The sequence below is a fragment of the Methanofollis liminatans DSM 4140 genome (assembly GCF_000275865.1).
Classification (GTDB): domain Archaea; phylum Halobacteriota; class Methanomicrobia; order Methanomicrobiales; family Methanofollaceae; genus Methanofollis; species Methanofollis liminatans.
The window spans coordinates 2,397,181-2,409,943 of sequence record NZ_CM001555.1 but is presented as its reverse complement, the minus strand read 5'-3'; the positions used below and the strand labels follow the sequence as shown (position 1 = coordinate 2,409,943).

Below are 12,763 nucleotides of genomic sequence, written 5' to 3'. Positions count from 1 at the left end.
GCTATCCCCTTAAAATTTCCAATTTTTTCTGATTTCTCAGCGTGATCACGGGCACGCCCGCCGCAAGGAGGGCAACCCTCAGGCGGCGGTCGTTCGTCACCACCATGCACCCTTCGGCCGCCGCATAGGCGGCAACCCGGTCATCGACCGAGGGCGCCGTGCTCCGGCCTTCGACGGCAGTACAGCGCCCGGCAAACATCAGGCCGGCCCGGGCCGCCGCGGCGTCGTTCCCGGAGCCGCGTGCCAGCCCTTCGAGTTCGTGCACGACGTCCTGCAGCACGAGCGGCTCGTACCTCCCGAGCAGGGATCGAAGCTCATCGAAGAGGTCGATCCGAAACTGCACGGGCATCATCAGGGCGTTGGTGTCGAGGAGCACCTTCACTCGGCAAGGATCCCCATGCCGATCAGGCGCCAGCGTCCTTCCACCTGGCGGCTGATCGCGATCCTCGCCCCGACATCCGCACATACCGGCCTCTTCAGGACGACTTCTGCCTGGTCCTTCTTTGTGTTCGTCACCACGCCGACCGTCACCGCCGTGCCCACCGAGAGCATCAGCGGCTCTTTGTGCTTCAGGGGCGTGATATCCAGCTCGCTGCCCGAACCCACGACCCGGTCCATCAGCTTCACCGTGAAGGTGAGGTGGTCCAGGATCTCCGGGAGTTCGCCGACATGGCCGGCCACCTGCCCGACCAGCATATCGCTCTTGGTGATCGCCGGATCGAGTTTCGTCCCGATTGCCATCAGGCCGCCGGGGGTCGCTTCGGTCACCTTCCGCTCGCCGGTATGGATCGAGACGACCTTGGTGATGATCGGTTTCCAGACTGTCCGGTTCTCCACCTGCATCTGGATGCCGGGCCGAATCTCGATATCGTCGCCGTCCTTGATCGCTCCCTGCGTCAGCGAACCGCCGATAACGCCGCCTTTCAGGTCGCGCCAGTTCGATCCCGGCTTGTTGATGTCGAAGGACCTGGCGATGAGCATCTGGGCCGTTGCCTCGGGGTCTCGCTCGGGTGCGGGGATATAGGTGTCCAGGGCCTGGATGAGCGCCCCGATATTGATCTTTTTCTGGGCCGAGACCGGGATAATGGGTGCATCTTCTGCGATCGTTCCCTTGACGAACGCCTTTATCTGTTTATAGTGTTTGAGTGCGTCCTGCGGGGAAACGACATCGATCTTGTTCTGAACGATGACAATATTCTTGATCCCCACCAGTTCAAGGGCCATCAGGTGCTCTTTGGTCTGGGGCTGGGGGCAGGGCTCGTTGGCGGCGATGACGAGCATCGCCCCGTCCATCAGGGCCGAGCCCGAAAGCATCGTCGCCATCAGGGTTTCGTGCCCGGGCGCGTCCACGAACGAGACCGTTCTGAAGGGAGCGCATTTCTCTCCGCAGACCGGGCAGTCCGGAGAGATCGAATACCCCTCCTCTCCCTCGTGCTTCTCACACCGGTAAAATGTGGCGTCGGCATAGCCGAGCCTGATGGAGATGCCGCGCTTCATCTCCTCGCTGTGGCGGTCGGTCCAGACCCCGGTCAGACCCGACACAAGCGTCGTCTTGCCGTGGTCCACATGCCCAACCAGCCCGATATTGACATTGGGTACCATTACGTCATGCAAACTGATTCAAACCTCCCTTCCTATATATATCGCACTCTTTATAGATAAATCGGTGCCGGGATCGCTACCGTCCGCTTTCGTGGATCCGCGGTCTGACACATAATGTGTATGTACTGGGCTGGTTGAATCTGCCGACTTGGTGTTACCATATTCCGCATGCTTTATATTGTCCCATGTACCACTGAGGTGTATGAACCCGGAGAGCGAACTCTCACGCATTGGGATATCCCTGCCCAAAAACCTCCTTGATACGTTCGACGCCATTATCGGGGCGAGAGGCTACTCGTCCCGTTCGGAGGGGATACGGGACGCGATCAGGAGCTACATCACCTACTACAAGTGGATGTCGGATGTCAAGGGCGAGCGGCAGGGCGTGATCACGATGGTCTACGACCATGACCAGCGCGGTCTCCTGCAGACGATCACCGATATCCAGCACGAATATATTCACACCATTCAGGCCTCGATGCATGCCCATCTCAGCCACGACCAGTGCATGGAAGTGATCCTGCTCCGCGGGGACGGCGCCGCCCTCAAGACGATCGCCGAACGTCTCATGTCTCAGAAAGGGGTTGCGTCGGTAAAGTTGACCACGATCCCGATCGAGAAGGAGGATTAACCCCCTCCCTCACAGGCTCCGTCGATCTTGCTCCAGGCGTCATCGAGATCCTTCTCGAACGCCTTTTCTCTCTTGAGGCGGTCGTCCAGATTCTCTTTCTTTCCGGTACGCCTCGCCTCCAGACTGGCGGCGGGCTCGATCAGATCGGCCCGGTACAGGAGGCCGGTGGAGTCGAGTTCGGCAAACGTCTCCCCTTCGATCACCTCGATCCTCTCCACCTTTCCGGCCGTTCCGGTCCGCGGGTAGCGCACCGTCATCCCCACGACAATCTCCGCGGCGTCCATGAAAGAGAGTGGGTGCATGAAGGTATAAAAGATCGCCCGGCCTAATCCTCTACGATGTCCCTCACCTTCAGCCACGTCAGAAAACAGTATTACGACGGGACCCACCGTTCGAGATCCCCCGAAGAGACCCTGCAGGCCATAGAACCCCTGATGGACGAGATCGGTGTCGTCTCGGTCGAGGATGTCACCCACCTCGACCGCCTCGGCATCCCGTGCTTCTCGGTCTTCAGGCCGACTGCCGCTATCGGGGCGGCGAAACATCATGCCGGCAAAGGAAAAGGGCCGGTGCAGGCGAAAGTCTCGGCGATGATGGAGGCGATCGAGCGCTACTCCGGCGAATACCGCTGTGATTTCATGGAGTACGCGAGTTTCGAGGCGCTCGGGATCAGACGGGCCCTCGACCCGGCCGACCTGATCCTGCCCCGCCCCCTGGAGGAGAACGAGAAACTCCACTGGACGCCTGCTTTCGACCTCCTGAACGATGAGGAGATCCTGGTCCCGTCCAACGCCGTCTTCCACCCCTATGACTGCCTGGGCCAGACGGTGCCCCTCTTCATCTCCGACACGAACGGCCTCGCCTCGGGCAACGTGATCGAGGAGGCGGTGCTTCATGCCCTCCTTGAGGTGATCGAGCGCGACGCCCTCTCCCGGGCTGAACGGCGGCACTCGATGGGGACGAGACTCTCGGTCGGGGAGACCGGGTCGGTGCGGGAGATCCTGGACCTCTATGCCGGACACGGGATCGAGATCCATCTCTGGCTCCTCGAGGGCCGGACCGGGATCCCGACGGTGGCGGCGGCGGCGGACGACACGCTCACAAAAGACCCCTCTCTCCTGGTCATGGGAGCGGGGACGCATCTCGACCCGGAGATCGCCGCACTGCGGGCGCTCACCGAGGTGGCGCAGAGCCGCGCCAGCCAGCTCCAGGGCGGGCGGGTCAACCCTGACCGCCAGCACCTCCTCGAACGGATCGGCTACGACAGGATGAAGCGGATCAACAAGGAATGGTTCTGCGACGCTCCCTCCACCCCGATCGAGGGGCTGGCGAACCTGGCCACCGACTATTTCGACGAAGACATCGGGGTCGCCCTCGACGAGGTCGGGAAGGAAACCGAGCGCGTGCTCGTCTGCGACCTTTCCCGCACCCCTGTCCCGGTGGTCAGGGTGATCGTGCCCGGCTTTGAGGTCTCGCACATGAACAAGGACCGGATGGTCAAAAGACGTTAGTAATTTATCAGTTTCTGCAGTTTCTCTGCGAGTCTGACGGTTCCGGGGCGCGGCCGCCCGGGATCGCCGTCCTTTTTCTCCCGACCCCTGAGCGTTGTAAAGATTGCGGCGATCGCCTGCCCGTGCGAGGGGCCGTAGCCGCCCTCCAGCACCAGGGCGAGGGGCAGGTCGAGGTCCAGGAGCATCCTGGTCAGCACCCCGTAGTCTGGCGGTGAGAGCAGCATCCGCCCGTGTTCGTCGTCAGCGAGGGCGTCCTGCCCTGCCGAGACCAGGACCAGGTCTGGCCGGTGCGCCCTGATCGCCGGCACAAAGACCGCCGAGAAGATCCGCGCGTAATCGGCGAGGGTCGCTCCTGGTGCCAGGGGGGCGTTGATCGTATATCCCCTCCCTTTTCCGGTGCCGATCTCTTCGGGCCATCCGGTGCCGGGAAAACTGTTCTCCTGGTGGATCGAGCAGTAGAGCACCCGGTCGGACGGGTAAAAGATCTTCTGCGTGCCGTTGCCGTGGTGGAGGTCCCAGTCCACGATGGCGACCCGGTCAAGGCCGCGGAGCGCCTTTGTGACGGCGACGGCGGCGTTGTTGAATATGCAAAAGCCCATCTGCCGGTCGGGCTCGGCGTGGTGGCCCGGCGGGCGGACAAGCGCAAAACAGTTCTCTCCGTCGAGGGCCCGCTCGATCGCCGCATGGGTGGAGCCTGCGGCCGCAAGGGCGACCTCGAACGACGAGTCCGATACATAGGTGTTATCGTCGAGAAAACAGCTGCCTGTGGCCATCTTCTGGATCCAGCGCACATAGGCGGGGTCGTGGACGGCCTCGATCTCCTCGACCGTCGCAGAAACCGGGGGATGGACCGGGATATCCCTGGGGAGGCCGGCGAGCACCTCCCTGAGGCGGGCGCTCGTCTCGGACTGCCCGCTCCCCGGAGGGGCTGACATGTCGTGTTTTGCAAACACTCTCCCGGTGATCGCTGAACATCTCATTAGCCGACGGTAAGACCCTGCATCACGGCGTCCTCAGACACCTCGATCGTCTGCCCGGTGCCGACGATCCGGTACGGCCCTAGAGCGGTCACGCCGTAGGGATTTCCGGATGTGGAGTACGGCACCACAAATACTCCGTTCACGCTCTCCTGCCGGTAGGTGAAGGTCCGGCCGGTGTTCGCCTTCAGGTCCACCTCGATCGTTCCCTCGCCGGCGATACGGGCGCCCTGAACATACTCGAAGACCTTGACGTATTTAATATTCGGCGTCACGGCATTGTAGACGTTCTGGCTCGACTCGAAGACGAGCCTGAAGTGCTGGAGGGCCGAGACCTCTTCGGGCGGGAGGGTGAGGTTGTTGTCGGTGCCGAAGAGCCCGGCGCCTTTTCCGGCAGGTGCGTTCGCGTTGTAGGCATCGGCCTTTGCCTGCGCTTCAGACCCGTTCAGCATCATGGCATTTGTGATCACCGGTGCGGAGAATCCCGAGACCCCTGCCTCGGTATACTCCACATAGACCACCTGCGAGGGCTCGGCCATCGAGCCGTCGAAGTTGTGGAGGCGCGAGACCATCGTCCGGTAGTAGGCCGGCGTGTTCAGCTGCACCCGGTTATACGATCCCGACTCCTGGATCAGGTAGGTGTCGAGATACCCCTTCTGCGCCACTGCGGGGTCGTACCAGGTCGCCATCGCCCAGAACTTCACGGTGTCCATTTCGATGTCGGTGATCACGTAGCGCGTCCCGGTGTTCTCCATGATCTCTGCGGCGGCCGTTTCATCCTGCTGCATGAAGAATGCCGCCGAGCCGTTCGGCCCGGTGACGCCGTGCTGGAAGGGGTTTGCGACCGGGATACGCTTGGCGAGGTAGGTGATGTAGTGGCCGTAGTCCCACCAGGAGATCACGCCGTATGCGGTGGCCGGGTATTCATAGGTCTCCTTCTCGTAGATCCCGTAGTAGTCGACGCCGGTGTCAGGCGTGCTCTCGGCCATCCATTCAAGGGCCTGGCGCCACTGTGGGTTCATCCCGCCGTATCCCGAAGCCTCGGCGACGGCCATGCCGCTCTGGACCGACATGAGGACGAAGACCAGGGAGACGAGGGCCACGCCGGCGACCGCGAGCACCATCCTGATATCGCCGTCTACATCGCCTTTCCGCGCAGGAACCTTCGTGGCGCCTGCCTTTTTCTTTCCTTTGTCCTCTGTTTTCTCGGGAGCGGGAATCGACCTGAGGGCCAGGACGTCCTTCCACCCGGCGTTGACCACGAACCCGGCAAAGATGCCGGAGAGCAGGGCGATGTTTACCGCCAGATAGTATTCGTACCTGACGTGCTGCCAGGTCGAGGCGAGCATGACGGCCGACCAGACGATCACGAAGAGGTGGTCTGGCCGGTCTTTTCTGAAGAGTTCATAGATGAGGACGGCAAACCCGCCGATCATCAGGAGAAGCCCGAGGTTGAAGGCCTGCCAGGCGCTGTCAAGGCTCCACCCCATCGCCTCCTGCACGGTGAGGACGACGGCCGACTGGCCGAAGAAGGAGAAGAAACTGCCGACCAGCACCCCGTAGAGCGCCGGGGCGGCGATCATCAGGGCGAGGGCGCCGATGATCCCGAGGCTGGCGAGCGAGAGGGGATAGACGTATTTCGGCCGCTCCCGCGTCGATCGCGCGATTGCAAAGAGCACCCACGTCCCGAGGACGATCGCGAGGTATGCGACCACGTGCCCCATCGTGTACCTGGAGAGGCCGAACCCAGCCTCTTTGAACCCGAAGAGGAGGAGGCCGAGGGTGGCGATCAGGAAGACGGCGGTGTTGATCACGGCGAGGTCGGTGTTCTCGCGCCCGTGCCAGGCGTCGAGCATGAACTGGAGGACCGTATAGACCGCCGCGATCATGGCGAAGAGGATCATCGTCGGCATCACGAAGAGGCCGAGCAGGTAGGCGACGCCCGCGAGAGCACCGAGGAGGAGGGGGCGCTTCAACGTCTCGACCGAGGCGAGGTCGACCCGCCCCTCCCGCCCTGCATGGAGGGCGACGATATAGGCGAGGGCGAAGAGCGTCGAGAAGAGCACCTCGGCGACATGGTGGTCGACGAACCCGAAGAGCGAGCGGTAGAGGTACTGCCCCGAGATCACCGCCGTGAAAAGAGCGGCAAGGAGGCCGGTCTTCGGGTCGGCCACTCTCCTGCCGATGAAGTAGACCAGCGGGACCATGGCGGCGCCCATCAGGGGCGGGACGAGCGAGGCGACGAAGGCGATATCGAGGCGCGTCGTCGCCCCGGTCAGGATCGCGAGCCCCGCGATGATCTGGGTGAAGAGCGGGCCCCAGTAGACGGGGTCGCCGGTCGGGAAGAGGGTCATCGGGTCGTACCAGGCATAGGTCAGGCCGTTGGCGAGGAGGGACTCCACCTGCCTGAGGTTATACCAGGGGTCGTTGCCCAGGACGTCGGCCACTCCGGCCGCGGTGAGTCCGGCCATCGGGATCAGCCTGATCCAGAGGGCGAAGAGCGAGAGGAGGATGAGCGCTCCCGCAATCAAGATATTTCTTTGTTTTTCGTCGAAAGGCGGCATTGATACTCCGGTATCAGTGTTTCCCCGGAGGATGATTAATATATTTGGATAATTCCAGAGACGGAAAAAAACGATTTTTGGTGGCTTTTCACCGGGTGAGGTCCAGGAGGACGGCCTCCATCTCGGCAGCCCTTCGTTTCCAGCTGAACCGCTCCGAGTCGACCGCAACCTCCCGTGGCCGCCTGACCGCCTCGCCGACGAGGGCGACGAACTCCTCGTCGTTCCGGTAGATCGAGAGATGGTCCCCGCCGATCGCCTCGACATCGGGGATGGGCCGCGAGAGGATCGGCTTTTTGCAGGCCGAGTACTCGAAGAACTTGTTCGGGAGGGCGATGTTCGCCCACTGCGGCGGGGAGAGCGGTATGGTGCAGACGTCCATGGCGCTGATGTGGGCCGGGAGGTCTTCGTGCCGCACCGTCCCGGTGAAGACGACCTCGCCGGCGACGCCCGAGGCAGAGGCCAGGGCTCTGAGGTCGTCCAGGTAGCCGGTGAAGAGCGAGCCCCCGACGACCAGGAGCCTGACGTCGCCGAACTCCGACCGGATTTTCGGGAGGAGGCGGATCAGGTCGTCGACGGCATACCACCGCTCGACCGATCCGGCGAACCCGATCACGAAACTCTCCTGCGGGATCCCGAGGCGCCTGCGCATGGGGGCGCCGTCCATCGGGCGGAAGAGATCGGTGTTGACGCCGTTGGTGATCACGCCGGCCTCGTAGCCGTGGCGACCGAGCTGCGCCGCGAGGGAGGGGGAGACGGTCGTGATCCGGTCGCTCCGGTCGAGGTTGTAGCGGGTGATCGCCCAGACGCCGTCGTGGATCAGGCGTTTCGCAAGGGTGTTTTCGTAATACGCCGCCGCCGAGTCAGGGAACCAGTCCTTGAGGTCGAAGAGAACAGGGATTTTTGCCGAACGCGCAGCCCTGACGGCGGCGGTGCCGGCGAGGACGTTCGCCGCCACCACGACCTCGATCCCGTTCTCCCTGATGATCCGGCGCATCGCTGCCATATGATAGGGTGCGTTTGCGGTGTAGTGGAGGAAGGGGCTGGTGAAGGGGAAGAGGGTCGCCTCCTCGACGTGGAGGCGGGTGGGGCGCTCAGGGCCGCGGCTCACATGGAAGTGGGGGACGTGCACCTCGTGGCGCCCGGCCAGCTCCTCGAAGATATAGTGGTGGCGGGAGGGTACCGGGTGGTGGATGTAGTCCTGGGTGGATACGAGGAGGATCTTCATCAGGTTCAGAAGAAGCGTGGATCCGCAGAGGGGATGAGGGTTCTTATCCTGTCCCCTGATCCCCGGGGAGGGGTGCCGCCCCCCGGTCTGCACCGGCGGGAGCAGGTTCTCCGCCCTGCGGTCGGTTGCCCTTATCTCCGATCTTCCGTGCAGGGACCCCTGCAATCGATATGCCGGGCTCTTCGAACGATCTGTTGACGACGCTGTTCGCCCCTATGGCGATCCCGTCTGCGATCCTGATATCCCCGAATATCTTCGCGCCCGGACCGATGTACACGTTGTCGCCGATCACCGGGGTGAGGTCCTCGGATCCGGCCTTCGTCCCGATATTGACGCAGGCATGGATCCTGCAGTTTGCGCCGATCCGTACCGCGGGATGAACGACGATCGTGCCACGGTGGGCAATGCTCAGGCCGGGGCCGAAGACGTTGAGGGGGATCGTGAACCCGAGGAGGAGGCTTGCGGCATGGAATTTCCATCCGGTCCAGGAGATAGAGGGCCGGTAGATGAACGAGTGTCTGCAATTGCGATAATATTCCATCTTCCTGAGCAGGATCTGAAACCGCCAGATCTCTTCTCCAAAAAGCGGCGGCCGCGTGGTACGGCAGCCCAGAGCAAGGCGGTCTGCCTCGAGATAGGATCGGTAGTCCTCATATGACCGGATCATATAGTGGTGTCCCCAGCACCCGTTCACGCCCGGGGGTGTATTAATCCTTTGCGGTGCGCAGGGATGAAGGCGAAAAAGAGAATATACAGGGGTAATGGGAAGAGAGACTCAGCCCTTCAGGGCGTGGCCGTTTCTGTCGCCCCTGCCGATCCCGCGGTAGGCAAATCCCGCCTCGATGAAGGTGTCGGGATCGACGATGTTCCGACCGTCGACGATCGCCGGGTGATCGCAGCCAGAGAGCGTCTTCACCTGGGCGGGGTCAAGCCCCCGGTAGTCCCGGTGCCCGGCGAAGAGGGCAACGGCGTCGGCACCCTGGAGCACCGCCGCAAGGTCGTGCGAAACCTCGAGGCCGGGGTAGCGCTCCACCCAGGGGTCGTGAACGGCGACCTCAGCCCCGGCGGCGAGGGCGGCGTCGCGGAAGGGCTCTGCCGGGGTGTTTCTCGCGTCGTCGGAGTCGTTGATGAAGGCCCAGCCCAGGAGGGCGATTTTTGCTCCTCGAAGGCTCTTTCCTGCCTGGGAGAGGGCCGACGCCGTCAGGGTCAGCATATGCGCCGGCATGAAGTCGTTGATCTGCCGGGCGGTCACGTATAGCGAGGCGACCTCGCCGGGCCAGTCGAGTTCGCCTCCGAGCACCCGCACGCCCCGCTCCAGGTGATAGGTGTCCTTGGTGAGGCAGTGTCCACCCACGCCGGCGCCGGGCCAGAGGATTGCTCTGGTGATACCCTCGCCTTTCAGGGAGTCGATCCCGGCCCGCACATCGTAGACATTGATCCCCATCGCCTCGCAGTACAGGGCGAGCTGGTTGGCGGCGGCGATCTGGAGATCCCTGAACGTGTTCTCGGCGGTCTTCGTCACCTCGGCGGCGGTGGCCGTCATCGGGATCACCCTGCCGCTGGTGAGCACCGGGGAGTAGAGTTCGACCGCCCGTTTCGTGCTCACATCGTCGATCCCGCCGACGATCCGGTCGTGCTCGCGGATATTGCGGAGCAATCGCCCGACCATCACCCGCTCTGGTGCGTGAGCGAGGGCGAAATCAACGCCTGCCACGAGCCCGGACTCCTCCTCCAGGATCTCGCGGGCCATGCCGGTGGTGGTGCCGGGGGTGATCGTCGATTCGAGGACGACCAGGGTGCCTGGAGCGATGTGTCGGCCCACGTTCCTGATCCCCTCGACCAGGGGCGTGAAGTCAGGGATCAGGTCTTTCGGGTCCGCAAACGGGGTCTGGATTGCGAGGGTGACAGCGTCGCACTCCGCGACCTTTGAAAAATCCGGGGTGCAGGTGAACGTACCGGCCGAGACGACCCGTTGCAGGAGGTCTTCGAGCCCCGGTTCCTCGCCCTTCAGGGGGGACTCGCCCCGGTTGAGCGCGGCGATCTTGTAGCCTGAAGAGAGCGAGTCCCGCTGGAAGCCGTAGACATGGTCGAACGCCGGCGCATCGGCGAAGAGCGCCGCCGCCGGGATGCCCACATATCCCATGCCGACGACGCCGACCGTCCGGATCGGTCCCTTTTCCTGGAGAATGGATGACAGTCTGGTGTTCATGATAACCCCCGGTATCTTTCGGAAGTGTGTTTGTGCAGGGGACAAGAAGAAGTCAGCGGTGGGGGGCGAGCCCCCGCCCGATCCGCTCGCAGACCCGCAGGTTCTCGAGCCCCTGAGCGGGCGTCACCGGGAACGGCCGTGCGTCTCTGGCGCACCGCACGAAGGTCTGGAGTTCGGTCTTCAGGGGCTCGACTTTGTTCACGAGCAGTTTCTCGATGATGTTCTCCTGGCGGTACTGCCCGTCCACCAGCCCGTAGGCGCCGGGTTTGCGGTAGACGTAGACCTCCTGGGTCATGTAGTCGGCCTCGATCGTCGCCTCCTCCTGCTCGATGTAGATCGATCGCACCTTCTTCGAGGCCTTCCGGCTTGCCGAGAGGTAGACCGGCGTCGTTCCGAAGGTGATCAGGGCCGCCGCCACGTCCTCGGTTCCGGCGCTCGCCAGGGTGCAGGGGCCTGAGAAGAGGGCGTTGAAGACGACGTCGATGTCGTGGATCATCAGGTCTTCGACGACCGAGGACCCGCTCACCCGCGCCGATGCCGGGTTGTGCCGGGCGATATGGACGTACAGAGGTGCGGAGACGAGCCTCCTCACTTCGTCCACGATCGGATTGAAGCGCTCGATGTGCCCGACGCCGACGGTGAGGCCGTCGGGGATCTCTCCGACAAGACGCTCCCCCTCCTCGGCCGAAAGGCAGATCGGCTTCTCGATGAGGGTGTGGACGCCGGCCCCGATGCACTGCCGTGCGGTCGCAAAATGGTACGGCGTCGGGACGCAGACCGAGACCGCCTCGGCCTTCCTGAGGAACTCCTCCATCGAAGCGCAGACCTCGGCCCCGTTCTGGGCGGCGACGGCCTCTGCGGCCGCATGGTCGAGGTCGTAGACGTAGGTCGTCCCGACCTCCTTCAACTCGGTGTAGATGCGGACGTGGTTGCGCCCCATCGCCCCGGTGCCGATGACGCCCGCGTCCATCAGGCCACCTCGTTGATCGCATCGGCGATATGCGTCCGCTCTTCGTCGGTGACGCCGGGATGGACCGGGATCGAAAAGACCGTGGCGGCGAGACGCTCTGCGACCGGGCAGCAGGCGGGCCGGCCGGCATAGACCGGCTGCCGGTGGATCGGCACCGGGTAATGGACCGCCGTCCCGATCCCCCGCTCCCCGAGGGCGGCCATCAGCCGGTCCCGCCCGTCGTCGGCCCGCAGGACGTACTGGTGGTAGACGTGCACGGCGCCCGGCGCCGTTGTCGGTAAGGCGATCCCCGGCGCCCTGATATGGTCCGAGTAGAAGGCGGCGTTCTCCTGCCGGCGCCGGTTGAATCCCTCCAGCCGCTCGAGCTGCACCAGCCCGACGGCGGCGGCGATGTCGGTCATCCGGTAGTTATAGCCGAGTTCGGTGTGAAGATATTTCTCAGACTGCCCGTGGTTGATGATCCGGCGCAGGCGGACGTCGAACTCGTCAGACGGCGTCGTCACCATCCCGCCCTCGCCGGTGGTCATGTTCTTCGTCGCATAGAAAGAGAAGCAGCCGAAGTCCCCGAACGATCCGGCCCGCTTCCCGTCGAGCGCCGCCCCGTGCGCCTGCGCGGCGTCCTCCACGAAAAGGAGGCGCCGGTCGGCGCAGAGGTCGGCGATCGCCGGGACGTCGCAGGGCTGGCCGAAGAGGTGGACGGCGATCACCGCTTTCGTCTTCCCGGTGACGAGCGCTTCTGCCGAAACCGGGTCGATGGTGAAGCGTTCCGGGTCCACGTCGGCAAAGACCGGGACGGCGCCGCACATCGAGACTGCCGTCGCCGTTGCGATGAACGAAAAGGAGGGGACGATCACCTCGTCGCCTGGCCCTACGCCGCCGGCGAGGAGCGCCGCATGCAGCGCGGCCGTACCGTTGTTCACGGCGACGGCGTGCGATGCGCCGCAGAAAGCGGCGAAACGCTCCTCGAAAGCCGCTGTTTTCGGGCCAGAGGCGATCATGCCCGAGGCGAGCACCTCCCGCACTGCATCCGCTTCCTCCTCCCCGAGCAGGGGGCGCGCCACCGGGACCTTCATC

Annotated in this window: 12 protein-coding genes; 2 read left to right on the top strand and 10 right to left on the bottom strand. The window is 63.7% G+C overall.

Features of this window, described 5'->3' with window-relative positions; genetic code table 11:
* Position 1: 1 nt before the first annotated feature.
* Positions 2-382: a type II toxin-antitoxin system VapC family toxin gene (locus METLI_RS11970; RefSeq protein ID WP_004040727.1), complete on the bottom strand. Its 381-nt coding sequence runs from the start codon at positions 380-382 to the stop codon at positions 2-4.
* Positions 379-1,602 (bottom strand): translation initiation factor IF-2 subunit gamma, encoded by a 1,224-nt coding sequence (locus METLI_RS11965; RefSeq protein WP_004040726.1) that lies wholly within the window; start codon positions 1,600-1,602, stop codon positions 379-381. Before METLI_RS11965 ends, METLI_RS11970 begins: the two co-directional genes overlap by 4 nt.
* 202 nt (positions 1,603-1,804) lie before the next feature.
* Between METLI_RS11965 and nikR the strand changes: the two genes are divergently transcribed.
* Positions 1,805-2,233, top strand: a complete 429-nt coding sequence (gene nikR / locus METLI_RS11960) for a nickel-responsive transcriptional regulator NikR (protein ID WP_004040725.1) — start codon at positions 1,805-1,807, stop codon at positions 2,231-2,233.
* Here nikR and METLI_RS11955 read toward each other — a convergent pair.
* Positions 2,230-2,517, bottom strand: a complete 288-nt coding sequence (locus METLI_RS11955) for a DUF2098 domain-containing protein (RefSeq protein ID WP_004040724.1) — start codon at positions 2,515-2,517, stop codon at positions 2,230-2,232. The genes nikR and METLI_RS11955 overlap by 4 nt on opposite strands.
* Before the next feature lie 54 nt (positions 2,518-2,571).
* Here METLI_RS11955 and METLI_RS11950 point away from each other — a divergent pair, with 54 nt between their 5' ends.
* Positions 2,572-3,744: a YcaO-related McrA-glycine thioamidation protein gene (locus METLI_RS11950; RefSeq protein ID WP_004040722.1), complete on the top strand. Its 1,173-nt coding sequence runs from the start codon at positions 2,572-2,574 to the stop codon at positions 3,742-3,744.
* On the opposite strand, the gene METLI_RS11945 is transcribed toward METLI_RS11950, so the two are convergent.
* From METLI_RS11945 to METLI_RS11915, 7 genes are all read right to left on the bottom strand, one after another.
* Positions 3,741-4,679 (bottom strand): histone deacetylase family protein, encoded by a 939-nt coding sequence (locus tag METLI_RS11945; protein ID WP_245529367.1) that lies wholly within the window; start codon positions 4,677-4,679, stop codon positions 3,741-3,743. The genes METLI_RS11950 and METLI_RS11945 overlap by 4 nt on opposite strands.
* A gap of 44 nt (positions 4,680-4,723) precedes the next feature.
* Positions 4,724-7,285, bottom strand: coding sequence for an oligosaccharyl transferase, archaeosortase A system-associated (locus tag METLI_RS11940; protein WP_004040718.1), 2,562 nt, complete (start codon positions 7,283-7,285; stop codon positions 4,724-4,726).
* Between the two features lie 88 nt (positions 7,286-7,373).
* Positions 7,374-8,510 carry a glycosyltransferase gene (locus tag METLI_RS11935; RefSeq protein ID WP_004040716.1) on the bottom strand — a complete coding sequence of 379 codons (1,137 nt, stop codon included), beginning with the start codon at positions 8,508-8,510 and terminating at the stop codon, positions 7,374-7,376.
* A 43-nt stretch (positions 8,511-8,553) separates the two neighbouring features.
* Positions 8,554-9,177, bottom strand: coding sequence for a serine O-acetyltransferase (locus METLI_RS11930; protein ID WP_004040714.1), 624 nt, complete (start codon positions 9,175-9,177; stop codon positions 8,554-8,556).
* Positions 9,178-9,285: 108 nt separating this feature from the next.
* Positions 9,286-10,719: a nucleotide sugar dehydrogenase gene (locus tag METLI_RS11925; RefSeq protein ID WP_004040710.1), complete on the bottom strand. Its 1,434-nt coding sequence runs from the start codon at positions 10,717-10,719 to the stop codon at positions 9,286-9,288.
* A 52-nt stretch (positions 10,720-10,771) separates the two neighbouring features.
* Positions 10,772-11,689 carry a Gfo/Idh/MocA family protein gene (locus tag METLI_RS11920; protein ID WP_004040708.1) on the bottom strand — a complete coding sequence of 306 codons (918 nt, stop codon included), beginning with the start codon at positions 11,687-11,689 and terminating at the stop codon, positions 10,772-10,774.
* Positions 11,689-12,762, bottom strand: coding sequence for a DegT/DnrJ/EryC1/StrS family aminotransferase (locus METLI_RS11915; RefSeq protein WP_004040706.1), 1,074 nt, complete (start codon positions 12,760-12,762; stop codon positions 11,689-11,691). The genes METLI_RS11920 and METLI_RS11915 overlap by 1 nt, the downstream gene beginning before the upstream one ends.
* Position 12,763 lies beyond the last annotated feature (1 nt).